Origin of the sequence: Paractinoplanes brasiliensis (genome assembly GCF_004362215.1) — a bacterium.
GTDB classification, from domain to species: domain Bacteria; phylum Actinomycetota; class Actinomycetes; order Mycobacteriales; family Micromonosporaceae; genus Actinoplanes; species Actinoplanes brasiliensis.
This window is the reverse complement of record NZ_SNWR01000002.1, coordinates 2,420,064-2,444,902: the sequence shown is the minus strand read 5'-3', so window position 1 is coordinate 2,444,902 and position 24,839 is coordinate 2,420,064. Positions and strand designations below refer to the sequence as shown.

The window sequence follows — 24,839 nt, the reverse complement described above, 5'->3', positions numbered from 1 at the left end:
ATACAGGTCTAAAGATGAAAATTTCTCAAGCCGAAAGTCCCGACTCCCCGGCCTGGCTGTTCCGGGGCATCAAGCGACCGGGGGCAAGTAGTGACGTATAGATGACATTCGGTCTCTGGTGGGGTGCCGGTTGTCGGTAACCTTTGCGGGCCATGGCTTACGATGCGCTGCCCGATCCGGCCGGGGCCGGCGCCGTCGACGACCTCGTCGAACGGCTGCGGCTGCTGAAGGTGTGGGCGGGCGACCCCTCGTACGGGACGATTCTGAGCCGGGTCAACGAGGCGTGGACAGCGGCGGGCCGCCCGGCGAGTGAGCTGACCCGCCGTTCGACGGTCGCGGATTGTTTCCGGCCGGGCCGGCGGCGGCTCAACACCGATCTCATCATGGCCGTGGTGTCGGCGCTGCATCCGGAACCGGACTACGTGGATCGTTGGCGGCAGGCCCTGCGAACGGTCACCGGCGAGTCCGAAGCGGTCGCCCAGGTTCGCGTACGGGATTCCCTGCCGCAGGATCTGCCCGGGTTCACCGGCCGGGAGGTGGAGCTGGAACGGTTGCGCCGCGAGCCGGTGTGCTTGATCGAGGGGATGGCCGGGGTCGGCAAGACGCAGCTGGCCGTGCACGCGGGGCATCTGCTCGGCCCGTTCGAGCGGGTGTTGTTCGTGAACCTGCGCGGGTTCCATCCCGATCCGGCGCAGCCGCCCGCCGGCCCGGCCGCCGTGCTCGACGGGTTCCTGCGGTTGCTGGGCGTGCCGAGTCAGCGCATCCCGCGCACGCCGGCGGGCCGCGCCGAGCTGTTTCGCGAGCTTCTTTCCGGCGTACGGGGTCTGGTGGTTCTCGACAACGCGGACAGCGAGGAGCAGGTTCGTCCGTTGCTGCCCGGCCCGGACTGCCTGACATTGATCACCAGCCGGCGGCGTCTGCCCGTCGGCACGCCGCTCGAAGTGGACGTCTTCACGCCCGGCGAAGCGGCGACGTTCCTCGCCGCGGCGACCGGTGACGCGCCGGCAGCGCCGGACCCCGAGGCCCTGGGCCGGATAGCCGAGCGCTGCGGCCGTCTGCCCCTGGCGCTGAGCCTGCTGGCCGGTCACATCACGAGCCTGCCGGGCTGGACCCTGGCCGATCACGCCGACCGCCTCGACGACCGGCACCGCGACCGGCGGCTGGACACCGGCGTGGAGCTCGCCCTCGATCTGTCCTACCGTCACCTGCCGCCCGAGCAGCAGCGACTGTTGCGTCTGGCCGCGCTGCATCCCGGTCAGGAGTTCGACGCGTACGCGGTGGCGGCGCTCGCGGGCATCGAGCCGCCGGACGCCCGCCGGATGCTGGAGCAGCTGGGCCGCGATCACCTGTTGCAGCCGGCGGCCGCGGGCCGTTACGTGCTGCACGACCTGGTTCGCGCGTACGCCGTCACCCGGACCCGGGACGAGGACCCGCCACGTGCCCGGCGTGCCGCGCTGACCCGCTTGTTCGACTTCTACGTCGCCACCACGACGGCTGCCACGAACGTCGTCTATCCCGACGAGGCGTACCGCCGCAGGGAACGCGCCACCGCGGGCCCGCCCGGCCCGGATCTGCCCAGCCTCGAATCCGCGGTGGCCTGGCTCGAAGCCGAACGTCACAGCATCCTCGCCGTCGCCGCGCACACCGCGACCCAGGGCTGGCCCGGGCACACCGTGACGCTGGCCGAGGAACTGTACCGCTACCTCGCCGGCGGCCACCCGGGTGACGCCCTGACCCTGTTCACCCACGCCGTCAACGCCGCCCGCGAGCGCGGCGACCCCGCCGAGCAGGCCCTCGTCGTGTTGCACCTGGGCTTCACGCATCTGCTGCTCGGCCACCTGGAGGAGGCCGCCGAGCACTTCCGGCAGTCGCTCGGCCTGATGCGGGAAACCGGCGACGTGGGCGGGCAGGCGCGCGTCCTCTACAACCTGAGCATGGTCGACCAGCGTACGGGGAAGAACGCCGCGGCCGCCGAGCAGCTGAGGCAGGCGCTGGAGCTGTATCGGCGGGCCGGCGACCCGGTCGGTGAGGGAAACGGGTTGTGCGCCCTGAGCATCGCCCTCGACCGGATGGGGCAGTTCGCCGAGGCCGCCGACCTGGCCCGGCAGTCTCTCGAGCAGGCGGTGGCGCGGGGCAGCGTGCACGGGCAGGCGTACGCGCTCATCGTGCTGGGCGACATCGAAACCCGTACCGGCTGCCTGGCCGACGCCGGTGAGCACCTGCGTCAGGCGCTGACCCTGTACGGGCAGCTGGGCAACACGGCATCCGAGGCCAACGTGCTGGACAGCCTCGGTCTGCTGCACACCCGCATGGGCAAGCCCGACGAGGCGGCCGGCTTCCACGAGCAGTCGTTGCGTATCAACCATGAGCTCGGGTCCACGATCGGCGAGATGTGGGCCCTCAACGGCCTCGGCGAAGCGGCCCAGGAGGCCCGCCGACCGGAGGAGGCGCTTGCCCACCATACGGCTGCACTTGGCCTGGCCGACGAGGCGAGCGACTACCTGCAGGAGGCGCGCGCCCACGCCGGTCTGGGCCGCGCCCGGCAGGCCCTGGGGGACGTGGCGCAGGCCCGTGACCACTACGAACGGGCCTTGGCCATCTACACCGAGTGCGATGCTCCGGAGGCCGGCGCGATCCACGCGCTCCTGACCACCGCATGATCCACTTTGGTGTGACGAACGCGGTATTGTCCCCTGTCGACGCAGTGGGGCGCGGAAGGAGCGCGATGGCCGTTCTGGGGGTTCTGTCGCCGTTCCTGGGCGGGTGGTATTTCGGCGGGGTGCTCGAGGGAATAGCGCGCACGGCAGCCGACGCCGACGCCACCGTGGTCGCCGTGCAGACGCTCGACGCGGGCACCGACCAGGTGGAGCTGACCGAGCCGCCGCACCCGCCGTACCCGCTGGCCTGGGACCACGCCGCCGGCTTCGTCGTCATCGTGAACGCGGCGAGCGCCAAGTACCTGCACGAGATCCAGGCCACCGGCCGCCCGGTCGTCGCCGTCAGCCACGACTACCCCGAGCTGGAATGCTCCACCGTGTTCCCGGACAACCGGGTCGGGGTGCGGGCCGCGGTCGAGCATCTGATCCGGCACGGCCACCGCCGGATCGGGTTCGCCGGCTTCCTCAACGCGCTCGACCAGCACGAACGGTACGAGACGTACCGGCAGACGCTGCGCTCGTACGGCATCGAACCGGACCCGGATCTGCTTTTCGCGGCCACCGACAACCAGGAGGCCGGTGGCGCCAGGGCGGCCCACGCGATGCTCGCGGCCGGGATGCCGTCGACCGCCGTCGTGACCGGCACCGACCTGAACGCGATGGGTCTGCTCCGGGTGCTGACCGAGGCCGGTTGCCGGCTGCCCGATGACCAGGCCGTGGTGGGCTTCGACGACCTCTCGGACGCGGCGTTCACGGTGCCGCGCCTGACCACCGTGCGGCAGCCCCTGTTCCAGGTCGGCGCCACCGCGGCGGAGGCGCTGCTGGCGGCGGTCGGCGGCAACGGCGGTTCACCCGTACGGCATGAGGTGGCGACGGAGCTGGTGGTGCGCGAGTCCTGCGGCTGCCCGCCCTCGGTCGGCGTGACGGCGCTGCGGGCCGAGGGCCAGTCGCAGTATCGCGAACGGGTCCGGTTGCAGCACGCGGTCAGCAGCCAGTACGACATGAGTCTCGACCTGTTGCGCAGCCACGAGCAGGATCCCCGGCAGCTGGTCTGGTTGCGCCGTACCCCGGCCCGGGCCGGCTGCCTCGGCCTGTGGACCGCCGGCGACCAGAGCCTGGAGATCGCCGGCCACTTCGACCGTTCCGTTCCCGCGCCCCCGCCGCTGCCACCGGTTTCGGCGAGCGGGTTCCCACCGGCCGAGATCCTGGACGCTGCCCGCGGTGAGCCCGGCACGCTGACCTTCGTCGTGCCGGTCCGGGTGGGTCACCGCGACTGGGGGCTGCTGGCCACGGTCGACCGGGTGGACCTGCGGGCGGCCACCGGGCGGGAACCGATCAACCAGTGGGCGGCGCTGCTGACGGTGGCGCTGGACTATCAGGCCGCGCTGCACACGCTGCGCGAGCAGGAGGAGCAGTTGCGGGCGAGCGCGCTGCACGACCACCTCACCGGCCTGCCCAACCGCGCGTATTTCCTGCAGTTGCTGGCGGCCGCCCTCCAGCGCGGTTCGGACGTGGCCGTGCTCTTCGTGGACCTGAACGGCTTCAAGTACATCAACGACACGTACGGGCACGCCGTCGGCGACGGAATCCTGGTCGAGGTGGCCGACCGGCTGCGGGCCGAACTCGGCGGGCACGGCACCGCGGGCCGTTTCGGCGGTGACGAATTTCTGGTCCTGCTGGACGACAGCCGTTCTCCGGAGGCCACCGCCCGGCGTCTGCTGTCCGCGCTGAACCGTCCCCATCGCCGGGACGGCCGGACGTTGGTGGTCTCGGCGAGCATCGGCGTCGCCCGGGCCCACCGCACACCGCTCTCGGACGCCGACGCGCTGGTCCGGGAGGCGGACGCGGCCATGTACCGGGCGAAGTCCCGCCGCACCGGCGTCGAATCCGAATAGGCTGTTTCCAGCCATTCGCGATAAAGGCCGCCCTGAAAGGTGTTACGGCCCGGTGTCGTCGCCGTGAGCTGGTCTTTTCGGAATTCGACCCGCGAAACGTCGTGGGAGCGCTCCCGTAACATTCATCGGCACCAATCCTCTAGGGAGCGTTTGCCGTGAACAGATCCCGTACGACCGGCGTGGGCCTCGCCGCTGCCGGTGTTCTCGCCCTGGGTTCAGCCGTGGTCCTTCCCGCAAGCGCGGCGGCCGCCGGGTGCTCGGTGCGATATGCGATTTCGTCGCAGTGGCAGGGCGGCTTCAACGCCGACGTGGCAGTCACCAACCTGGGTGATCCGGTGACGTCGTGGACGCTGACGTGGTCGTTCGGCGCGGGTCAGAGCGTGACGCAGGCGTGGAACGCTACGGTGACCCAGAGCGGGTCGGCGGTGACGGCTCGTAATGCGAGTTACAACGGTTCGGTGGGGACCGGGGCGACGGTGTCGTTCGGGTTCAACGGCTCGTCGGGCAGCAGCAACCCGGTTCCGACCGCGTTCGCGCTGAACGGGGTGGCGTGTACGGGTGGCACCACGACGCCGCCCACCACTCCGCCCACCACTCCGCCCACGACGCCGCCTACCACTCCGCCCACCTCGCCGCCGGCTTCCTGCTCGTTGCCGTCGTCGTATCGGTGGTCGTCGACCGGCTCGCTGGCCAACCCCCGCTCGGGCTGGGTGTCGCTCAAAGACTTCACCGTCGCCCCCTACAACGGCCGGCAACTCGTCTACGCCACCACCCACGACACCGGAACCCGCTGGGGATCCATGAACTTCGGCCTGTTCACCAACTACTCCGAAATGGCCTCCGCCAGCCAGAACGCCATGAACAACGCCACCGTCGCCCCCTCGCTGTTCTACTTCGCCCCCAAGAGCATCTGGGTGCTTGCGTACCAGTGGGGACCGACGGCGTTCTCGTACCGGACGTCCACGGATCCGACCAACCCCAACGGCTGGTCCGCGGCGCAGACCCTGTTCACCGGCAGCATCACCGGATCCGGCACCGGACCCATCGACCAGGCGCTGATCGGTGACAGCCAGAACATGTACCTGTTCTTCGCCGGCGACAACGGCAAGATCTACCGCGCCAGCATGCCCATCGGCAACTTCCCCGGCAGCTTCGGCTCCAACTACACCACCATCATGAGCGACACCACCAACAACCTGTTCGAAGCACCCCAGGTCTACAAAATCCAAGGCCAGAACCAATACCTCATGATCGTCGAAGCCATCGGCGCCAACGGCCGCTACTTCCGCTCCTTCACCGCCACCAGCCTCAACGGCACCTGGACCCCCAACGCCGCCACCGAGAGCAACCCGTTCGCCGGCAAAGCCAACAGCGGCGCCACCTGGACCAACGACATCAGCCACGGCGAACTCCTGCGCACCAGCGCCGACCAAACCATGACCATCGACCCCTGCAACCTCCAACTGCTCTACCAAGGCCGCTCACCCAGCTCCGGCGGCGACTACGGCCTGCTGCCCTACCGGCCCGGCCTGCTCACCCGCCAACGCTGACCCCCCACCCGCTGCTGCCCGCCGTCTCGCCCACGGCGGGCAGCAGCGTAGGGGTGCGGTCACGGCTGGGAGCGGAAGCTGATGCGCATCAGCCGGCTGCTGGCCCAGTCCTCGAGCCGGGTCGGCCGGATGGTGCCGGGATCGTGGGGCTGATTGAGGTCCGCGACGATCTCCGCCAGCACGGCCTGGCGTTCGGCCGGGTCGGTGACCGGCGTGGCCCGTGCCGGTAGGTCGGCCCGGATCCCGTTCTTCAGGTGGAAGGTGAAGTCGGGATGGGCGAGAAGGTTCGCGTACCAGCCGGTGGCCGCCCCGCCGGCCCCGCTGCACAGGTAGGTGTTGCCCGCGGCCCGGTAGAAGAAGATCTCGATGCGGCGGGGCCGGCCGCTGCGGCGTCCCGTTGTCGTGATGTCGATGATCCGTTCGCTGGTGCCCGCGGCCGGCGTGATCTCGATGGCGCGCCGGATGTCGTCCCGTACGGGGTTGTTCCCCCAAGTCTTGTCCGGAGTGTTCATGCCGCCTCGCTCTGAAGGGCGGGCCCGAGGAGGAGCCCACCGTCGATGACGTACTCCGAGCCCGTGATGAACGACGCCTCCGCCGACGTCAGGAAAAGCAGAAGCCGGGTGACGTCGGCCGGCTCGCCCAGCCGGGGGATGGCGAACGGCTCGGGCGAGTAGAAGTCGGCGATCGCCACGGTGGCGCCCGCTGCCGGCTCCTGGATGAAGGGGGTCGCGATCACGCCGGGGTGGATGGTGTTCACGCGGATGCGGTCGCGGCCGAGCTCGAGCGCCGCGGTCCGGGTGAGACCCCGTACGGCCCACTTGCTGGCGACATACGGCGCGTAGTGCGCCGTGCCGCCCAGCCCCATCGTCGAGGCGATGTTGACGACGGCTCCGCCTGCCGCGCGGCGCAGGGCGGGGGCGGCGGCTCTGATGCCGAGGAAGGTCCCGGTGAGGTTGACGTCGAGGATGCGCGACCAGGTGGCCTGGTCCGTCTTCTCGATCGGGGCCGGCGGGTTCTGGACGCCCGCGTTGTTGACCAGCACGTTCAGGGCGCCGAAGGCGGTTTCGGCGGCCTGAACGGCGGCGGACCACGAGTTCTCGTCGGTGACGTCGAGGTGGGTGAAGCGGCAGCGGGTCCCGAGCTCGCCGGCGAGGGCGGCGCCGCGGCCGGCGTCGATGCCGGCGATCACCACGTTCGCCCCCTCGGCGTGGAAGGCGCGTACGTGGCTCGAGCCCTGGCCACCGGTCCCGCCGGTCACGAGCACGGTCTGGTCGTCGAAGCGGCGCATCGGAGGGTCCTTCGGTCGGTGGTGAGCCGAGTGACTCACCTCTGCCCGAGACTAGGTCGGCCGCAGTGGTGAGTCAAGCCACTCACCTCGTATGCTCGGGCCATGAACACGGTCGTGACGACGTACCACCAGCGCATCGCCCGGGAGAAACGCGCGCTGATCCTGGCCGCCGCGACCGCGCTCTTCCTTGAGCTGGGCTACGACCGGACGTCGCTGGCGCGCATAGCCGAGCGCTCGGGTGTTTCCCGGGCCACCCTGTTCAAGCAGTTCCCGACCAAGGCGGCCCTGTTCGACGCCATGGTCACCGAGTCCTGGTCGACCGCCGGCGAGGAGGACCCACCGCCGGCGGGCAACATCGTCGACGGGCTCAGCACCATCGGCCGCCGCTACGCCGAGTTGTTGAGGCGCCCCCAGATGACCGACCTGTTCCGCATCGTCATCGCCGAGCTGCCACGATTCCCCGAACTCGCCAACGCCCAGTTCTCGCAGGGAAAAATGCCCTACTTCGAGTCCGTACGGGGCTACCTGCTCGCCGAGCACAAGGCGGGAACGGTAAAGGTCGACGACGTGGAACTCGCGGCCACCCAGTTCCTGGGCATGATCTCCAACTACGTGTTCTGGCCGGCCCTGCTGGTGCCGGGCTGGGAGGTGAGCGCCGAACGCGTCGCTCAGGTGGTCGACGAGGCCGTCCGCACCGTCGTCGCCCGGTACGCCACAACCGGACCGTCGGCCACATAGGAGCGCCCAGAGCCGTTACAGCTCCTCGAGAAGCGACGCTCAGTACGGACGGGTGCAGGTCGTCGTGGTGGTGGCCGAGGGGTTGCTCTCCGAGGTGACGGTTACGGGCGTACGGCGGGTGTTCCTGACCAGGACGTCGACCGTTGACGTCTTGCCGGCGGGGACCCCGATCACCGTACGGGGGAGGGAAGCGCCCGCGGCGGTGACGCGGTAGACGTCGGTGGCGCGGCCGGTGTTGCGTACGGGAATGGCGCACCTGGCCCAGCCGGAGCCGTCGGGGTGGGCGACGGCCGGGAACGCCTTGACGCCCCGGGCGGAAGGGCCGGCGCCGTCGAGGGAGCGCACCGCCACGTCGTACGAGAGAATTCCGCGGTTGTCCCGGTGGCGGTCGAGGACGTAGAAATGCAGGCGGTTCGCCGTGTCGATGTGCTCGAAGAGGCTGCCGGAGCCCGTGCCGGCGTGGAACAGGGCGTCGGAGAGCTGGCGGTAGTCGCCGATCGTCATCATCTGCGGGGTGCCGTCGGGGCGGACGAAGTCGACCTTGTCGATGTCCTGCGGGTTGGCGTCGATGGTCCAGATGAACGGGGCCGCGTCCTGGTTCTTCGTCTTGGCCAGCAGCACGCCCGAGTCGGGGGTGAACGAGTCGAAGCCCATGCGGTCGACGACCTCGAGCGTGTAGTTGTCGTAGCCGCCGCCGTCGCAGAGGGGGTCGGTTGCGGTGTCGCAGGCGGGGGAGTGGTCGCCGCCGTCGAGGGTGATGTTGATGCCGGCCAGGCCGTGGTCGACCGCCCGAGCCGTCACGCGGGTCACGACCACGCCCGAGCGGGCCAGCGCGTCGCGGGACAGCCGCAGGACGTCGCCGGCGATGCCGAGCTTCAGCTTGTTGCGCAGCATGTGCTGGGCGCCCATCGAGGAGCCCGCGGTTCCGGGGATCAGCCAGCGGCTGTGCGGGCCGCCGGGGCCGTTGAACGTGCCGCGGCTCAGCATCTCCCACGGTCCACTGTAGTCACGGCGAGCAGGCACCCCGTACGGGTTGTTGTAGTTGTCGCCGACGCCGAGGATGTGGCTGAACTCGTGCGCGTAGGTCGACATCCCGGAGCTCTCGGCCTGCAACGAGCTGCCCTGGGTCGCGTTGGGCCAGATGCTCGCCGACGCCTGCCACGACGTCCAGTCGACGTACCGGGTGGCGTTCCAGTTGGGCAGCGCCTCGTCCGGCGGGCCGAAGTCGTCGGTCACCTCCTCCTTGGTGGTGAACTTCATCTGGCCGAACTCCTGCCACGTGGCGGACTCGTCCTGGCCCGCGGAGAGGAAGAAGACGAAGTCGTACTTGGCTGCCTCGGCCTCGCCGACCGCCGCGATCCAGGCGGCGCGGGCGTCGGCACGCAGGTTGCGGTTGCACGTGTCACCGGCCGGGCAGCCCTGGCCGCGCTGCATCTGCGCCTCGATGCCGTACTCGTGGCTCTCGGCGGGCATCTGATAGACCCCGTACGCGTTCAGCTCGATGCCGAAACGCCCGTTGGAGTCCTCCATCCAGTACTCGTGGATGGTGTGCCCGCGGTTGAGCCGGCCCGGCTTGTTGAGGAAGTCGCGGTAGAACCCGGGCACGTCGGCTCGTTCGAGGTTCTGTACGCCGGACGGGTTGCCGAAGATCGTGGAGTGCGCGGGCTGCGTCACGACGAACGGCTGGTTCGGGTAGTCGACGAGCACGAGGGCGCCGCTGAAATTGCGCTGTGACCCCCGTACGGCGGGGTCGGCCCAGTTGGTGCCCGGCACCGGCCGGTAGTCGGACCACGTCATCGTGTCGGGCAGTTCGTAGCGCTGCGGGTCGATCGGCTGCGGACCGCGGTTCCCGGCGCCGAAGGTCGCGGCCTCGTCGACCTGCCACGGCTGGGTCCGGGGCCAGTGCCGCATGCGCCAGGGCGTGTCGGGGTCGACGGCGCCGGACGGCGCGGCGAGCTCGGACGGCGCGGCGCCGGACGGTGCGGGGAACTCGGGCGGCGCGGCCGTTGCGGGCGAGGTGACCTCGGGCGGCGCGGCCGTGGCCGGCGAGGCGGTGAGGGCGCCGGCCAGGGCCAGCACCACGACGGACGTTGCCGAGACCAGGCGTCGCGCGCTCGTCATGCCGCCCATCCTGACGCACCGATCGACATAGATCAATGCGAAGGGCTCAAGGGCCGTTTGTCGTGGCGGCGTGATCCGGGACACGGTGAAGGGCGAGAGAGAACGTTCGGTCTTGACGTGACGCCGAGGCCCGGTCTAGCGTCATGCAAGACAGAACGATCGTTCTGCTGAAGCGGAAGCCGAAGCGGATACCGAAGGAGCCAGGACATGCCCACCAAGATCACGCTGGTCATCGACAACCCCGGCGACCCGGACGAGTTCGAGAAGGTCTACGCCGAGGTGAAGGCGGCCGCGGCCACCTTCCCGAACGTCCGCCGGGTCGAGTCGGCCAAGGTCTGGCCCAAGGAGGACGGCACCCCCACCCCGGCCTACCGGACGCTCGACCTCTACTTCGACAGCTACTCCGACGCCTCAGCCGCGGTCGCCACCCCCGCCGCGGGCGCGGTCTTCGGCGGCCTCATCGGGACGAACGTGCCGTTCAAGGGCCTGTTCTCCGACATCGAGGACACCCAGGCCTGACCGGCCGCCACCACCTGAACGAGAGGACCACCCCGTGACCACCCTCGCCGCTCCCGGCATCTCCACCACCGCAGCCGCCCTGCGACGGCTCTACTTCGCCCGGGCCGCCTTCGCCCTGGTCTGGGCCGGCGTGACGTTCGCCGTCGCCGACGAGCTCACCGCGCTCACGACCACGCTGCTCGTCATCTATCCGCTGGTCGACGTGGCCGCCGCGATCATCGACGCCCGCTCGACCCGCTCCTCCGGCTCGCCCGTGCTGCTCTACGTCAACGTCGCGATCAGCCTCGCCGCCGCCGCGGGCCTGGCTGTCGCGGGCTCGTCCGGCATACCGGCGGTGCTGCGGGTGTGGGGCGCCTGGGCCATCGTGGCCGGCCTCATCCAGCTCGTGGTGGGGGTGACCCGCCGCAAGATGGGCGGCCAGTGGCCCATGATCATCAGCGGTGGCCTCTCCGTGCTCGCCGGTTCCTCGTTCCTCGCCGCCGCCTCGGCGACCGACCCCGCGGTGACCAACGCGGTCGGTTACGCCATCCCGGGCGCCATCTTCTTCCTCATCGCCGCCATCCGGCTCGGCCGTGCCGCCAAGGGAAACTGACATGGACACCACTACGTACGACGTCATCGTGATCGGCGCCGGCCCGGTCGGCGAGAACGTGGCCGACCGCCTCGTGCGGGGTGGCCTGACCGCCGCGATCGTGGAGCGGGAGCTCGTCGGCGGCGAGTGCTCCTACTGGGCGTGCATGCCGACCAAGGCCCTGCTGCGCAGCGGGAGCGCGCTGCGAGCGGCCCGCCAGGTGGCCGGGGCTCGCGAGGCGGTGTCCGGCGACCTGGACGCGGCGGCCGTGCTGCGCCGCCGGGACTCGTTCGCCTCGAACTGGAAGGACGACGGGCAGGTGTCCTGGCTCGAGTCGGCCGGGATCGCGCTGCACCGCGGTCAGGGGCGGATCAGCGGGGAGCGGACCGTCGAGGTGACCGCCACCGACGGCACGAAGACCTCGCTCACCGCGCGGCACGCCGTGGTCGTCGCGACCGGCAGCAGCGCGCTCGTGCCCGAGATCGAGGGCCTGCGCGAGTCCGGGCTGTGGACCAGCCGCGAGGCGGCCGCCGCGAAGGAGGTTCCGGGCCGGCTCGTCATCATCGGGGGTGGCGTGGTGGCGTCCGAGATGGCCACCGCGTACGCGGGTCTCGGCTCTGCCGTCACGATGCTGGCCCGCGACGGCCTGCTGCACACGGCCGAGCCGTTCGCCGGCGAACGTGTCACCCAGGCGCTGCGCGAGTCGGGCGTGGACGTGCGGATCGGCGCCGAGGCGGCCTCGGTGACCCGCGACGCGACCGGGACGGTGCACGTCAGGCTGACCGGCGGCGAGCGGATCGCGGCCGACGAGATCCTGGTGGCGATCGGCCGTACGCCCAACACGCAGGACATCGGCCTGGACGCGCTCGGCCTCAAGCCCGGCTCGTGGCTGACCGTCGACGAGGCGTTGCGGGTCGAGGGCGCCGGGGACTGGCTGTACGCCGCAGGCGACGTGAACCGGCGGGCGCTGCTCACCCACCAGGGCAAATACCAGGCCCGCGCGCTGGGCGACGCGATCGTGGCCCGCGCCAAGGGCGAAGAGGCCGAGACCGGGCCGTGGGGCCGGCACGCGGCCACGGCCGACGAGCGCGCTGTTCCCCAGGTCGTGTTCACCGATCCCGAGGTCGCGTCGGCCGGGCTGACCGCGGCGGCGGCCGAGGCGGCCGGGCTGCGCACCCGGGTTGTCGACTACGACCTGGGCGCCGTGTCCGGCTCGGTGCTGCACGCCGACGGCTACCAGGGTCACGCCCGCATGGTCGTCGACGAGGACCGCCGGGTGATCGTCGGGTTCACCCTCGTCGGCCCGGACGTGGCCGAGCTGATCCACGCGGCCACCATCGCCATCGCCGGCGAGGTGCCGATCGACCGGCTCTGGCACGCCGTCCCCGCGTTCCCCACGGTCAGCGAGATCTGGCTGCGACTGCTGGAGACGTACGGGCGCTGAGCCCCACTACCATCCATCGTCACCAGCGCCGAACGCCGGACGGACGATCCGACCTCTCAGTCGGGTCGTCCGTCCGGCGTTCGGCGTATGTGCCTGCCGGACGGAACTCAGCCGGCGGCGGGGGCGGATCGGCCCGTCCGCAACCCGCGGCCGGGCGGTGGATCGACCTGTCCTTCAGCTCGGGGCCGGGCGGCGTTCGCCGTGGATACGGACCAGGCCCTCGACGCCGCGCAGGAACGTCTCGATCACCGGCTCGGCGTCGTGCAGGCAGCCGGCCGTCATCGCGCCGTCGCGCAGCATCGCGAAGTGGCGTGCGGCGGCGTCCGACCGTTGCGGGGCGACCTGCGCCATCAGCGGCGTCAGGGTGTCGAGGAACCACTGGCGGTGGGCCACGATCTGCTGGTGCACCGGGTGGCCGGGCGCGGGGAACTCGGCGGCGGCGTTGAGGAAGGCGCACCCCCGGAAACCCGGCGACCGGATCATACCGGCGATGGCGTCGGCCGCGGCCAGCAGCGAGCCGGCCGCCGTCGTGTGCGCGGCGATGGCCGCCGTGATGGCGTCGCGCTCCATCCGGTGCACTTCCCGCAGGTACGCGAGGACGAGGTCGTCCTTGCTGGGGAAGTGCCGATAGAAGGTGGCCCGGGTGACCTTGGCCTCGGCGATGATGCGGTCGACGCCGACCGAGTGGATGCCGTCGGCGTAGAAGATCTGGGTCGCCGTGCTGAGGAGCCGCTGACGGGCCTCGGAGGGACGGGTCTCGGTGGCGCCACGCTTCATGGCCCCATATTAGCGGCAAGAACGTTCGGTCTGCATCTGACGACGGGTCGTGGCCGGGTGCGAGAGGGCGGCGTCGAGGCCGGCAGGCCGACGCCGCCGGTCATCTCGTGTCGTCCTCCTCGGCGGGCAGCGTGTGCCAGATGTCGAAGGCAACCGACGCCGCCCCCTCGGCGTCTCTCGCCGCCATCATCTCGATCAGCCGGTCGTGCAGTTCGACCGACGCGTGCCCGTCCGTGCTGAAGCGCAGCCGCTCGGCCCGGCGTACCAGGGGATCGAACTGGTCGAGCACCATCATCAGGGCGCGATTGCCCGAGGCGTCGACCGGAACCCGATGGATCGCCTCGTCGGCGTCAAGGGCAGCGGCGACGTCACCGCTGGTGACGGCCTCGGCGAAGCGGCGGTTGGCGGCCCGCATGCGGTCGAGCTCGTCGTCGCTGAGCCGGCCCGCGGTCTGGCGGACGGCCAGCTCGTGCATGGCGGCGATGACGTCACGGGCGTCCCGCACCGACTGGGCGTCGACGAGGCTGACCCGGGTCGACTTGCCGGGCGTGGTGACGACGAGCCCGCCGGCCGCGAGGCGCAACAGGGCTTCCCGTACGGGGGTGCGGCTCACCCCGAGCCACTCGGCGAGCTCGCCGTCCTTGAGCTGCTCGCCGGGCAGGAAGGTGCCGTCGACGATGGCGTCCCGCAGGCGCCGGTAGACGTCGTCACGCAGGAGTGATCGGTCGACGGAGGACTCGCCGCGGGGGATGGGCATGCAACATATTGCACACAATGTTCGTCCTCGCACAAATTGACAACGACCTTGTTGGTCCCTGCGATGTGCAATATATTGCATGCCAGTTGGCCGATGAGAGGACAGAACATGAGCGCCATCCACAATGTTGTGCTGGTCCACGGTGCGTTCGCTGACGGCTCGGGCTGGCGCGGCGTGTACGACAACCTCACCGCCCGGGGCTACCGGGTCTCGATCGTGCAGAACCCGCTGACCTCGCTCGAGGACGACGTCGCGGCCACCATGCGGGTGCTCGACCGGCAGGACGGCCCGGCCGTCCTCGTCGGGCACTCCTGGGGCGGCACGGTCATCACCGAGGCCGGCACGCACGAGAAGGTCGCGGGCCTGGTCTACGTGTCGGCGCTCGCCCCCGACGCCGGCGAGAACACCTCCCAGCAGTACGAGGGGTTCGCCGCCACGCCCGACTTCGTCATCGACGTCGCCGAGGACGGTTTCGGCTTCCTCAACCCCGGCACGTTCAAGGCCGGGTTCGCCGCGGACGCCACCGACGCCGAGGCCGCCTTCCTGCGCGACTCCCAGGTGCCCATCAGCATGTCGGCCTTCGCCACCCCGGTGAAGAACGCCGCCTGGCGCGACAAGCCGAGCTGGGCCGCCATCGCGACCGACGACAAGGCCTTCGACCAGGCGATGCTGCAGCACATGGCCCAGCGCATCGGCGCGCGGATCACCAACATCAAGGCCAGCCACGCCCTCTTCCTCACCCAGGCCGACGCCGTCGCCGACGTCATCGACACCGCCGCGCGGAACGCCTGACCGCAGACCCGTCCCCGGCCGGCTCGCACCCCGTGCGTTCGCGGCCACGTCCGGCGCTGCCACGTTCGTCCTGCTGGTGCGGCTGGGGACACCGGTACCCGTCGCGGGTCTCGTCTGCCTGGGCGTGACCGCGGTCGTGCGGCTGGCCGCCGTCCGCTTCAGCTGGACCTTTCCCGAGCAGCGGGCGGTCGGGCCGAGATGACGGTTCAACTTTCGTCGTAGCGCGCGGCCGCCGCGATCGGTCCAACCCCTGACGATTCCCCCGTCGATTTCCGGGAGCCTTTTCAGCAACAGCTTCTGGGCGACAACGGAGGAAACGCCATGCGGAAAGGCCTGATTGTCATCGCTGTCCTGGGTTTCGTGCTCTGCGGGGGCCTCGGCTTCGGCGTCTGGCGGGTGATCGACCTCGGCAAGGAGATCATCGCGGCGGGCGTCACCAAGCAGGAGTTCGACGCGCAGAAGAAGGGCACCCCCGAAGCCGACGTCCGGGCCGCGCTGCCCGAGCCGCTCAGCGACATCTCCGACAAGGACCTCTACGGCGGCCAGCCGGCCAAGTTCGGCGTGCCGGCGGGGGCGTCCTGCATCTACCACACCATCAAGCCGCTGCCCGACCCCGAGGGCCCCGAGCTCTACCGCTTCTGCTTCGTCGACGGCAAGCTCGCCGAGAAGAACACCGTGACGATCCCCGAAGACGTCGGCTAATGGCGGGCCGGGGCAGGGATCGTGTCAGGCGTCAGGCGGGGGGGCCAGTTGCGCAGGGCGGCGCCGGCCACGCGTTCGAGGTCTTGGCGGCCGGCGCCGGCCGACGCCTGCACGGCCAGGCCGTTCGCGATCGTCATCAGGTAACGGGCGATCAGGTCGGGGTCGGCGTCGGCGGGCAGGTCGCCCTCGCGCACGGCCCGGCGGAAGCGGTCGCGCAGGTGCATCTGACCCACGGCGCGCCACTCGGTCAGGATGTCGTGGGCGACCTGACCGGTCTCGCCCACGGCCAGCGCGCCCTGCACCCCCAGGCAGCCGGCGGGGTAGCCCGGCATCGTGTTGGCCCGGATCGAGCCGGTGAGGAACGCGGTCGCCGTCTCGCGGGCGGTCGGCGCGCTCAACGCCTCGGCGATGTAGGCGGCCGGGCCATCGGTGTAGCGCTGCAGCACCTTGCGGAAGAGCTCCTCCTTGTTGCCGTACGCCGCGTACATGCTCTTGCGGGAAATGCCCATGGCCTCGGTCAGGTCGGCCAGGCTGGCCCCCTCGAAACCCTGCCGCCAGAAGACGAGCATGGCTTGGCCGAGCGCCGCGTCGGCGTCGAACGCCCGCGGCCGGCCCAGTTGCGCCTTCTCCATCCCCGCATCCTATCTCTTGTGCACCGATCGGTGCCGAAGTGCTACGGTCGACTTCTGCACCGATCGGTGTGTAAATCATGGGAGGTAGTCATGCGCAGGCTCGAAGGCAAGACGGCGGTCGTCACCGGGGGCGGCACGCGAGGCATCGGACGGGCCACCGCCGCCCGGTTGGTGGCCGAGGGCGCACACGTGTTCATCACCGGCCGGCGGCAGGCCGAGCTCGAGGAGGCGGCGCAGGTGATCGGCGCGGGGGTCACCGCGGTTCCGGGTGACATCACGAACCCCGGCGATCTCGATCGGCTCTATGCGGCCGTCGCGGACCGGGGGAACGGGTTGGACGTGCTGTTCGCCAACTCGGCCACCGCCGTCCTGGCCACCATCGAGACGATCACCGTGGAGGATCTTGACCGAGTCTTCGCCGTCAACGTCAAGGGCACGATGCTGACGATCCAGAGGGCGCTGCCGGTGCTCAACAAGGGCGCCTCGGTCATCGTCAACGCCTCCACCGCGGCCGATCGCGGCACCCCGGGTTTCGGCGCGTACGCCGCGTCGAAGGCTGCTGTGCGCGCCTTCACCCGGTCGTGGGCCAACGAGCTCCAGGGCCGCGGCATCCGGGTCAACGCCATCTCACCCGGCCCGACCGACACCAGCGGGATCACCGAGCTGGTTGGCGAGGAGAACGCGGCGGCGTTCCGCGAGAGCGAGGCCGCCCGGATCGCCATCGGCCGGATGGCGCACGCGGACGAGATCGCGGCCGCGGTGGCTTTCCTGGCCTCGCCGGACAGCAGTTTCATGCTGGGCGCCAACCTCTACGTCGACGGCGGCGAGAACCAGATCTGACCCCGGGCCGGGGTTCAGGCGGGGGCGAGGCCCGCGTCGGCGAAGATGTGGCGGGCCAGGGCTGAGCTCAGGAACGTCACGAAGGCGTCCGCGCCCACGGTGTTGGCGCCGGTGGTGGGGCGGATGGCCGTGTACTGGCCGGCCAGGCGGGTGGTCTCGTCGGCGTTCGGGTTGCGGGCGACCACGACCGGGGCGTCGCGGTCGTGGGCGGCGGTGACCAGGCCGGTGGCGGCCTCGTCGGCGGAGAGGAACACGTCGACCGGCATGCCGTGCAGGATGTGCTGCGCGTGCTCGACGCCGGCGCCGTACTCGACGGTCACGCGTGTGCCGGGGAACGCCTCCTCGAACTTGGGCACGAGCTGGGTCAGGGTGTCGCGCAGCGGGTCGGCGGCGTGCACGACGATCACGCCGGTGGGTGCGCCCGAGGGGACAGGGCCGGCGCTGTGGTGGTGCTCGGGGGTGGGGGAGGGGACGGGAGCGGCGACCGGGGCAGGCGCTTGCGTGGTGCATGCCGACAGGCCGAGCACCACGGCGGTGACGAGGGTGAGGCGGCGATTCATCGGGCTCCGCTCGGGGGTGGCGCCGTCCGGCCCGGTGGGGGCCGGGCCGGACGGCGGGGCGTACGGGAATCAGCAGGCGCCCTTGTCCTGCCAGGCCCCCCACTCCCCGGTGGTGCCGGGCTCCTCGCCCTGGGTCCAGTAGCGAGCGGTCCAGGCCCGGCCGCGGTGCGAGACGTTCATGCCGCCGGTGTAGACCGCCGACGCGCTCCACGCCGGACCGCAGCTGGTCGGCGGGTTCGTCGGCGGGGTGGTGCCGCCGCCCCCGCCGACGTTGACGTCGACGCAGGCGTAGAAGGCCATCGGCGTGTCGTAGATGTTCCAGACGGCGAGAATCTTGTGCCGTCCGCCGGGCAGGTTGGTCAGCTGGTGGCTGAGCACCTGCGGCGGCTGGGCGTTGCCGTTGGTGAACGTCTGGTGCAGACGTCCGTCCACGTAGTACTGCCAGTTCGCCGTGCGGTGCATGGCGGTGTTGCGCCACGTGAACGCGGTCGAGCTGCCGATCGAGGTGACCCGCCAGCCCTTGTTGTCGTCGTTGAGCACCGCGAACGAGCTGCCGCCGCTGCAGCTCAGCGAACCCTTGGCCGCCTCGACGCTCTGGGGTTCGTACTGGATGGCGCCGCAGTTGGCGACCACGCCGGTGGCGCACTGGTCCTGACGGCTCGGGGGACTGGTGATCCAGCCGTGGGCGCTGGCCGGGCTCGCGGGGACGATGACGGCGATCAGCGGAGCGGTGAGGACGGCCGCGGCGAGCAGGGCGAGTCTTCTTCTCAGGGTCATGTCGCTCCCTTCGGGGGGATGGAGCTTCCTCCCATTAGCGAACGTCAATACAGTTAACTTTGTCAACAGTTACTTCACATGATGCGGACCCTCGTGCCCGCGATCGGTGTGTCTCAATGGCGGACCGCCTGAACTGCACATCCGGGACGACGGCGCGAGCCTGGTCATCGAGGAAGACCGTTCCCTCGTGCGGGGTGGTTCGGAGCGGGTCTTGTGTGAGGGCGCGAACGTTCGCTATGGTGCGGCGGCTTTTTCCTGTAGATCACAAGAACGGACCTCGATATGACTGCCACGACCGCCACCGCGACCGGCCAGAAGTCCTGGATCGTCACGCTGCTGCTGAGCTTCTTCCTCGGCGGCTTCGGTGTGCACCGCTTCTACGTCGGCAAGGTCGGCACCGGCATCCTGATGCTGCTCACCGTCGGTGGGCTCGGCGTGTGGGCGCTGATCGACTTCATCATGATCGCGATCGGCAAGTTCTCGGACAAGCAGGGCCTCGCGCTCGCCCGCTGAGCTAGCGTTCCCTGGTCTCCCGCCGCCACACCGCGGGAGACCAGCGGGCCGGGGTCAGGGCCCACTCCGACGGGGCGAACCCGGCCGGCAGGCCCGCGCGGCGCCACGTGCCCGGGGGATGGCCGGCCGGCAGCCACTCGTGGCGCCAGATGCCCAGGGCGGTGTCCAGGTCGGTCAGGGCCGGGGCGAGCTCGTCGGTCACCGGTGTGCGCAGGTGCTCGGCCCACAGCTTGACCCGCAGATCCCGTACGAGGGAACCGGTCGTGACGAACGTCGACGAGATCTCGCTGTCGGTGCCGACCATCGAGCGGCTGAAGAAGTTCGCCGAGCCGATGCTGGCGAACACGTCGTCGACGAGCATCAGCTTGGTGTGCACGGTCAGGTTGTCGACGCGATACATCACCACGTTGCGCCGGGCGGCCGCGGGCAGCCGGGCCAGCACCCGCCACCGCAGATCATGCGTGACCACCGGGTGGACGGTGCTGTCGCCGCCGTCGGCCGGATCCTTGCGACCCGAACCGATCAGGATGATTCTGACGCCGCGCCGGGCCGCCGCGCGCAGCCGGCCGTACAGCTGGAACCGGGGATCGCCGCCCGGGGCCTCGTGGAAATACTGGTCCTCCAGATAGATGTAGCGTTCCGCGGCGCCGATCGCGGTGGTCATCGAGTGGTAGATCTCCTGGATGCCGGCCCGGACGACGTTGGCCCGGCGAAGACGGCGCAGCCCCCGATGCCGATACAGGCTCCACGGCCGGTAGGAGCGCACCACCTGCACGGCTGTGCCGTCGGCCGGGTGCTCCGGCTGCTCGGGCAGCGGCGGCAGGTCGATCGGCGGCTCCAGCGGGTTGAGCACCGCCCGCTCGCCGATCGACAGGTGGAAGTACTCGGGCGGCAGGTTCTTCGCGATGTACCGCGGCGGCAGGGCGGCGGTGTTCTGCCACCGGAACCGGAACGTCTCCCAGACCCGTACGGCGGCCGGGCCGTGCAGCCGGGCAGCGGCGTCGTGCCAGCCCCACCGGTGAGCGCCCAGCTTCAGGCGGCGGTGCGGCGAATGGTCGAACCGGCTCGGGGACAGGTCAAGACCGCCCACGTACGCGGTGAGGACCCCGTCGTGCCGGAAGACGACCAGCTTCTGGTGGTTGGACCCCAGCACCGGCCCCGACCAGTCGAGCAGCACCCGGTTCTCCAGCGGGGGAGAGGACACCTCGACGGTCGACGGCTTCCACGCCCGGATCACGCGCGCGGCCAGAGTGTTCGCGCGGAACGGCCCGACCGGGAGCCACGGGATGCCCCCGGAGAACTCCGCCGCGCTGAGCACGATGCGTACGTCCGTGCCGCCCGCGGCCTTCTCGGCGAGCACGTCGGTGAAGGGACGGTAGCCCGCCTCGCCCGCGACCCGCCCGGTGAGGTCGAGCTGCGGATCGGCCTGATAGCTCGCGATGTAGACGGCATCGCCGGGGCCGAGGGCCTGCATGCGCTCGGCCAGCTCGGTGAAGTAGGTGACGCCGTCGATGATCGGCTCGAACAGCGAATTCTCGGCGAACGTCGGGCACGCCTCGGTGGCCGGCGGAAGATACCGGCCGATCAGATCAGTCAGCGACGATGCGTCCGGCATGCCGAGAAGTTACACCCCCTCTTGACCCCGGCTCCAGCCCCGGCTAGCTTTTCTTTCAACTCATCGGTTGAAAGGCTCCGGATGATCGTCGATGCGCTCTCCCGCACGTTCGCGGCGCTGGCCGATCCCACGCGCCGCGACATCGTGGCCCGGCTGTCGGGCGGCGACGCCACGGTCAATCAGCTGGCCGAGCCGTACGCGATGAGCCTGCAAGCCGTCTACAAGCACCTGAGAGTGCTGGAGGAGGCGGGCGTGGTGAGCCGGCCGCCGGGGCCGCAGCCGCGTTCGGTGCGTCTCGAAGTGGGGTCGCTGGAGCTGATGGACACGTGGATCGAGCGCTACCGGCGCCAGGCCGAGGAGCGGTACCAGCGCCTCGACCGGGTGCTGGCCGAGATGGACGACGAGGAGCCCGGGACATGACACTGATCGAGGCCGACCCGGACCTGCCGATCATCCGGATCACCCGCGAGTTCCGGGCGTCGCGGGAGAAACTGTTGCGGGCCCACACCGACCCCGAGCTGTTCGTCCGCTGGATCGGCCCGGACAGCACGACGACCCGCATCGAGCACTGGGACGCCCGTACGGGGGGAAGTTTCCGGTATTTCTCGGTGCGCGGCGACCGGGATTGGGCTTTCCGCGGGTGCTTCCACGACGTGCGGCCCGACCGGCTGGTGCAGACGTTCACCTACGAGGGCGATCCCGACGGGGTGGCGCTCAACACGCTGTGGTTCGACGACCTCGGCGACGGCCGGACAAGGCTGCGCACGCAGTCGCTGGTGGAGAGCTTCGAAACCCGCGACGGCTGGTTGCGGAGCGGCATGGAGACCGGTGTCCGGGACGGATACCGCATCCTGGAGAGGATGCTGACCGATGACGCTGGCTGACCTGACCGCCGCGGAACGCCACCGCACGATCGCCGGCACGTTCACGCAACGGGTTCGCGCCACCAAGTCGTGGGGCGCCCCCGCGCCCGTGGCCGGCTGGGCGGCCCGTGACGTCGTACGCCACCTCGTGGAGTGGTTCCCGTCGTTCCTGGCCCACGGCGCCGGCATCGAGCTGCCCCGCGGCCCCGGCGCCGACGACGACCCGGTCGCCGCCTGGCAGACGCACACCGACGGCGTACAGGCTCTGCTGGACGACCCGGCGACCCCCGGGCGGTCGTTCTCCGACCCGCACACCGGCGACCTGCCGCTCGACCGGGCGATCGACACCTTCTACACGTCCGACGTCTTCATGCACACGTGGGACCTGGCCCGCGCAACCGGCCAGGACGACCGGCTCGACCCGGACTTCGCGGCCCTGCTGCTGACCGGCATGGAGCCGATCGAGGAGCTGATGCGTTCCTCCGGCCAGTACGGCCCCCGCGTGCCCGTCCCACCCGACGCCGACGCCCCGACCCGGCTGCTCGGTTTCATCGGCCGCGACCCGTTCTGGACCCCCTGAACGCCCAACCGCCTGTCAGCCCCGGCTGTTCATCCACGCCCAGTTCAGCGGCGAGCCGTTCCCGGCCGCGCGGGCGTCCCCAGCAGCCTCCGGCAAGCGCGACCCTCAGCGCGCCGTTCACTCATCGGCGGCAGATGTGCGCGTTGACAGAAGGTTCGCCGGACCCGGTCGCATCGCCATGCCCCGAGACCCCCGTTGCCCGTGCCGTTCCAGGCGGGCGCGTCGTCAGCGCCGAGCGCACAGTCGTATGCCACGGCACGCACTGTTCGCCGCTGGGCCAGGTCGGACGCGTTCCGAGACACCGTCGCCGCTTCGCCGGCCCCGCCGAGGTCGACAGCCCGCGGCGTCAACCGCCCGGCTCGGCTTCTACGGAATCAACTCCGCCACGGGAAGCGCCTCGTGGAGCCGGCCGGCGGCCAGGTCGTCGTGACGGATCACGAAACTCCCGTCACTTCGGTAATAGAACTCGTTGTCCACCGGGAAGCGGGCGAGCGACACCCACTCGCTCGTCAGCCGGTGCGTCTCCTCCTCGACGTGTGAGTGCCATTTCGCGACCGGGACGACGATCTCGCCGGTCTTCTCCCGCCACGCCAGGGTCTGCTCCGCAAAACTCTGGAGCACCTCGGTGTCGGCATACCCGCCGATGCAGGCGCTGGCGTACCCGCTGTCAGGCGGCCAGAGATCGCCGGCCAGAGCACAGAGCTCCTCCATGTGCGGCAGATCCCGCTCGAGGTCACGGGCCAACTGCTGCTGGAACGGCGACAGGTCGTCCTCGTCCACGTCGTCCTCGTCCGCCCCGAACCAGCTCGGGAACTCCGCGCTCAACGTGGCGCTGACGTCGTACTGCTCGCCGGCCGAAGCATGGCCGGTGGATCCCGCCGCCACCTCGGTGACGGTGCCGGCCGGCACAAACACGACTCGTCCGTACCTGCGCTCCCCGGTGGCAGCGGCCTGCTCGTGGTTCAGGAAGAACAACAGCGAGCCCTCTGCCGGCAGGCCGAAGCCGTCGACTCTCGGCAACGCCGCACAGTCGACCGAGAAGATGAACGGCAACGGACTGACCCCGTCGGACGGCCAGTCCATGCCCACCGGCAGCCGGGGCAACCCACCGAACTGCCCGGCCGGAACACCGCCGGATCCCCCGCTCAACCGGATCGACAAACGGAGGTGCTCGATGAACCGGCCGACCTCGTCGTCCGGGATGCCCAACGCCAGCGCTGCATGACGAAACTGCCCCTGATGATCCATGGCGCAACATAGTGGCACGAGGGCGAGCCCGGCGACCGCGAGGTGTGGTCTCTACCGGCCGGTGCGCGCCGCACCTGGTGTCTCGTCGGGCGGCGCGCAGCCGGGTCAGGCCGTGGGGATGGGGAGAACGTGGAGTTCGGCGGGGGTTTCGTAGGTGGAGTTGTCGGCGGCGATCGCGTACAGGCGGCGGCCGTTGGGGGACCAGGACAGGCCACCCGGCTGCAGGATGTCGTACTGGCCGCCCAGCTCGAACTGGGCCACGGCGGCGCCGTCCACGTCGTGCACGTAGATGTCGGGGTCGTATGCGGCGTTGCGGCCGGCGGCGAGACGGGTGCCGTCACGGGTCAGCTCGATCGCGTTGGGGTAGGGGCCGGTTTCGTACATGCGGCCGGCGGTGGTCAGGTCGGCCATCGAGAACGACTGGGCGTTGTACGGAGAACCGCTCGCGGTGTAAACCGTGGCGCCGGTGGGTTCGAGGGCGGCGTCGGCCAGGTCGGAGCCGACCGAGACGTGGTCGGTCTGGCTCACCTGCGTCAGGGCGCCGCGAGAGCCGACGGTGTAGGAGTAGCCCGTCCACGGGCTCACATCCTGCTCGCCGGCGAAGAGGACCTTGTTGTTGCGCAGGGCGGTGGCCAGGCGGGGCGGGCTGTAGAACCTCGTGCCGGCCAGCCGGGTTGCCACGGTGGCGGGCTGGCGGGCCAGGTCGAGCCGGCCGATCTCACCCGACCAGGTCTCGCAGCCGTAACCGAACCAGAGGTAGCGGCCGCCGAAGGCCAGCTTGGACGGGCAGGTGCCGGCGCCCGTGGAGTACAGCGCGGACTGCACGAGCGAGCCGGTGTCGTACGCGGCGATCGCGTCGGCCTTGGGCAGGGCCACGTAGAGCGTGCGCCGGTCGTTGCTGAGCTGCAGGTCGGCGGGGCCGTCGAGCCCGTCGATCGTGCCGGTGATCGTGCCGGCGGCGTCTGTGACGACGATCCGCGTCTCGTCACGACCGCCGCTGACGAAGACGCGGTCGCCGGACGAGACGACATCGGCCGGGTTGCCGAACGGCAGCGCCGTAACGACAGGGGCGGCCGCGGCGAGGGCGGCGGGCGCGGCGGCGACCGGGGCAGGGGCTGCGGCAGCTGCGGCGGGCCCGGAGATCAGGCCGGTCACGCCGGTGACGAGCGCGGTGAGAAGCACGACTGGTCTGGCGGCTGAGCGCATCGGTTGTCCTCCTTGGATCGACGAGCGAAACGATCGACGAGCGAAGCGGAGGAACGGGCACGGGGCAGCACACCGGGACGGCTTCACCCCCGTGCGCCGATCCAGGTCGATACAGGCAACCACAGAAGCCGCCGCCGCGTGGTCCCGGTAGGTGTCAGATCGAGGATGACCTTCGGAACACGACACGGGGCCGC

Annotated in this window: 25 protein-coding genes; 14 read left to right on the top strand and 11 right to left on the bottom strand. The window is 70.7% G+C overall.

Annotated elements, in window-relative coordinates; genetic code table 11:
- Positions 1-152: 152 nt before the first annotated feature.
- The 3 genes from C8E87_RS42920 to C8E87_RS42910 all read left to right on the top strand — a co-directional run bounded on the left by C8E87_RS42920 (position 153) and on the right by C8E87_RS42910 (position 6,102).
- Positions 153-2,660, top strand: a complete 2,508-nt coding sequence (locus C8E87_RS42920) for a tetratricopeptide repeat protein (RefSeq protein ID WP_133879038.1) — start codon at positions 153-155, stop codon at positions 2,658-2,660.
- Between the two features lie 65 nt (positions 2,661-2,725).
- Positions 2,726-4,552, top strand: a complete 1,827-nt coding sequence (locus tag C8E87_RS42915; protein WP_166661475.1) for a substrate-binding and GGDEF domain-containing protein — start codon at positions 2,726-2,728, stop codon at positions 4,550-4,552.
- Positions 4,553-4,707: 155 nt separating this feature from the next.
- Entirely contained in the window at positions 4,708-6,102 is a 1,395-nt protein-coding gene (locus C8E87_RS42910) for a non-reducing end alpha-L-arabinofuranosidase family hydrolase (RefSeq protein ID WP_133879036.1), read from the top strand.
- Positions 6,103-6,161: 59 nt separating this feature from the next.
- Here the strand turns inward: C8E87_RS42910 and C8E87_RS42905 are convergent, their stop codons facing one another.
- On the bottom strand, positions 6,162-6,614 hold the full coding sequence (locus tag C8E87_RS42905; RefSeq protein ID WP_133879035.1) for a nitroreductase/quinone reductase family protein: 453 nt from the start codon (positions 6,612-6,614) through the stop codon (positions 6,162-6,164).
- Positions 6,611-7,390, bottom strand: coding sequence for a glucose 1-dehydrogenase (locus C8E87_RS42900; protein ID WP_133879034.1), 780 nt, complete (start codon positions 7,388-7,390; stop codon positions 6,611-6,613). The genes C8E87_RS42905 and C8E87_RS42900 overlap by 4 nt, the downstream gene beginning before the upstream one ends.
- Positions 7,391-7,492: 102 nt before the next feature.
- Between C8E87_RS42900 and C8E87_RS42895 the strand changes: the two genes are divergently transcribed.
- A complete protein-coding gene (locus C8E87_RS42895) occupies positions 7,493-8,128 on the top strand; it encodes a TetR/AcrR family transcriptional regulator (RefSeq protein WP_133879033.1) in 636 nt (211 codons plus the stop codon).
- Positions 8,129-8,167: 39 nt separating this feature from the next.
- Here C8E87_RS42895 and C8E87_RS42890 read toward each other — a convergent pair whose 3' ends face one another.
- On the bottom strand, positions 8,168-10,249 hold the full coding sequence (locus tag C8E87_RS42890) for a M6 family metalloprotease domain-containing protein (protein WP_133879032.1): 2,082 nt from the start codon (positions 10,247-10,249) through the stop codon (positions 8,168-8,170).
- A gap of 207 nt (positions 10,250-10,456) precedes the next feature.
- Between C8E87_RS42890 and C8E87_RS42885 the strand changes: the two genes are divergently transcribed.
- Genes C8E87_RS42885 through C8E87_RS42875 form a run of 3 tightly spaced genes read left to right on the top strand, consistent with a single transcriptional unit; the run spans position 10,457 to position 12,783 of the window.
- On the top strand, positions 10,457-10,768 hold the full coding sequence (locus tag C8E87_RS42885; protein WP_133879031.1) for an EthD family reductase: 312 nt from the start codon (positions 10,457-10,459) through the stop codon (positions 10,766-10,768).
- 34 nt (positions 10,769-10,802) lie between these two features.
- Positions 10,803-11,360, top strand: coding sequence for a hypothetical protein (locus C8E87_RS42880; protein WP_133879030.1), 558 nt, complete (start codon positions 10,803-10,805; stop codon positions 11,358-11,360).
- Position 11,361: 1 nt separating this feature from the next.
- Positions 11,362-12,783 carry a dihydrolipoyl dehydrogenase family protein gene (locus C8E87_RS42875; protein ID WP_133879029.1) on the top strand — a complete coding sequence of 474 codons (1,422 nt, stop codon included), beginning with the start codon at positions 11,362-11,364 and terminating at the stop codon, positions 12,781-12,783.
- Positions 12,784-12,957: 174 nt separating this feature from the next.
- Here the strand turns inward: C8E87_RS42875 and C8E87_RS42870 are convergent, their stop codons facing one another.
- On the bottom strand, positions 12,958-13,560 hold the full coding sequence (locus tag C8E87_RS42870) for a TetR/AcrR family transcriptional regulator (protein ID WP_133879028.1): 603 nt from the start codon (positions 13,558-13,560) through the stop codon (positions 12,958-12,960).
- Between the two features lie 100 nt (positions 13,561-13,660).
- Positions 13,661-14,317 carry a GntR family transcriptional regulator gene (locus tag C8E87_RS42865; protein ID WP_133879027.1) on the bottom strand — a complete coding sequence of 219 codons (657 nt, stop codon included), beginning with the start codon at positions 14,315-14,317 and terminating at the stop codon, positions 13,661-13,663.
- Positions 14,318-14,425: 108 nt separating this feature from the next.
- Here C8E87_RS42865 and C8E87_RS42860 point away from each other — a divergent pair, with 108 nt between their 5' ends.
- Complete coding sequence (locus C8E87_RS42860) at positions 14,426-15,109, top strand: alpha/beta fold hydrolase (RefSeq protein ID WP_133879026.1); 684 nt, start codon at positions 14,426-14,428, stop codon at positions 15,107-15,109.
- Between the two features lie 321 nt (positions 15,110-15,430).
- The gene (locus tag C8E87_RS42855) at positions 15,431-15,811 is read left to right on the top strand and encodes a hypothetical protein (protein ID WP_133879025.1); all 381 of its coding nucleotides are present in this window, start codon (positions 15,431-15,433) and stop codon (positions 15,809-15,811) included.
- Here the strand turns inward: C8E87_RS42855 and C8E87_RS42850 are convergent.
- On the bottom strand, positions 15,808-16,443 hold the full coding sequence (locus C8E87_RS42850) for a TetR/AcrR family transcriptional regulator (RefSeq protein ID WP_133879024.1): 636 nt from the start codon (positions 16,441-16,443) through the stop codon (positions 15,808-15,810). The two genes, C8E87_RS42855 and C8E87_RS42850, sit on opposite strands and share 4 nt — an antisense overlap.
- A gap of 90 nt (positions 16,444-16,533) precedes the next feature.
- Here C8E87_RS42850 and C8E87_RS42845 point away from each other — a divergent pair, with 90 nt between their 5' ends.
- Positions 16,534-17,283 carry an SDR family NAD(P)-dependent oxidoreductase gene (locus C8E87_RS42845; protein ID WP_133879023.1) on the top strand — a complete coding sequence of 250 codons (750 nt, stop codon included), beginning with the start codon at positions 16,534-16,536 and terminating at the stop codon, positions 17,281-17,283.
- 14 nt (positions 17,284-17,297) lie between these two features.
- Here C8E87_RS42845 and C8E87_RS42840 read toward each other — a convergent pair whose 3' ends face one another.
- Together C8E87_RS42840 and C8E87_RS42835 are read right to left on the bottom strand one after the other, a co-directional pair.
- The gene (locus tag C8E87_RS42840) at positions 17,298-17,843 is read right to left on the bottom strand and encodes a molybdate ABC transporter substrate-binding protein (protein WP_133879022.1); all 546 of its coding nucleotides are present in this window, start codon (positions 17,841-17,843) and stop codon (positions 17,298-17,300) included.
- Between the two features lie 69 nt (positions 17,844-17,912).
- The gene (locus C8E87_RS42835) at positions 17,913-18,620 is read right to left on the bottom strand and encodes a lytic polysaccharide monooxygenase (RefSeq protein WP_133879021.1); all 708 of its coding nucleotides are present in this window, start codon (positions 18,618-18,620) and stop codon (positions 17,913-17,915) included.
- 282 nt (positions 18,621-18,902) lie between these two features.
- On the opposite strand from C8E87_RS42835, the gene C8E87_RS42830 reads away from it, so the two are divergent.
- Positions 18,903-19,133, top strand: a complete 231-nt coding sequence (locus C8E87_RS42830; protein WP_133879020.1) for a TM2 domain-containing protein — start codon at positions 18,903-18,905, stop codon at positions 19,131-19,133.
- Between the two features lies 1 nt (position 19,134).
- Here the strand turns inward: C8E87_RS42830 and C8E87_RS42825 are convergent, their stop codons facing one another.
- Complete coding sequence (locus C8E87_RS42825; RefSeq protein ID WP_133879019.1) at positions 19,135-20,748, bottom strand: phospholipase D-like domain-containing protein; 1,614 nt, start codon at positions 20,746-20,748, stop codon at positions 19,135-19,137.
- Between the two features lie 81 nt (positions 20,749-20,829).
- Between C8E87_RS42825 and C8E87_RS42820 the strand changes: the two genes are divergently transcribed.
- The 3 genes from C8E87_RS42820 to C8E87_RS42810 are packed head-to-tail and all read left to right on the top strand — an operon-like array spanning position 20,830 to position 22,191.
- Entirely contained in the window at positions 20,830-21,168 is a 339-nt protein-coding gene (locus C8E87_RS42820) for an ArsR/SmtB family transcription factor (RefSeq protein ID WP_133879018.1), read from the top strand.
- Positions 21,165-21,632, top strand: a complete 468-nt coding sequence (locus C8E87_RS42815; RefSeq protein ID WP_133879017.1) for an SRPBCC family protein — start codon at positions 21,165-21,167, stop codon at positions 21,630-21,632. Before C8E87_RS42820 ends, C8E87_RS42815 begins: the two co-directional genes overlap by 4 nt.
- Positions 21,619-22,191 (top strand): TIGR03086 family metal-binding protein, encoded by a 573-nt coding sequence (locus tag C8E87_RS42810; RefSeq protein WP_133879016.1) that lies wholly within the window; start codon positions 21,619-21,621, stop codon positions 22,189-22,191. Before C8E87_RS42815 ends, C8E87_RS42810 begins: the two co-directional genes overlap by 14 nt.
- Before the next feature lie 366 nt (positions 22,192-22,557).
- On the opposite strand, the gene C8E87_RS42805 is transcribed toward C8E87_RS42810, so the two are convergent.
- Together C8E87_RS42805 and C8E87_RS42800 are read right to left on the bottom strand one after the other, a co-directional pair.
- Positions 22,558-23,439, bottom strand: a complete 882-nt coding sequence (locus C8E87_RS42805; protein WP_133879015.1) for a DUF1963 domain-containing protein — start codon at positions 23,437-23,439, stop codon at positions 22,558-22,560.
- A gap of 105 nt (positions 23,440-23,544) precedes the next feature.
- Positions 23,545-24,645 (bottom strand): hypothetical protein, encoded by a 1,101-nt coding sequence (locus C8E87_RS42800; RefSeq protein ID WP_166661473.1) that lies wholly within the window; start codon positions 24,643-24,645, stop codon positions 23,545-23,547.
- Between the last annotated feature and the right edge of the window lie 194 nt (positions 24,646-24,839).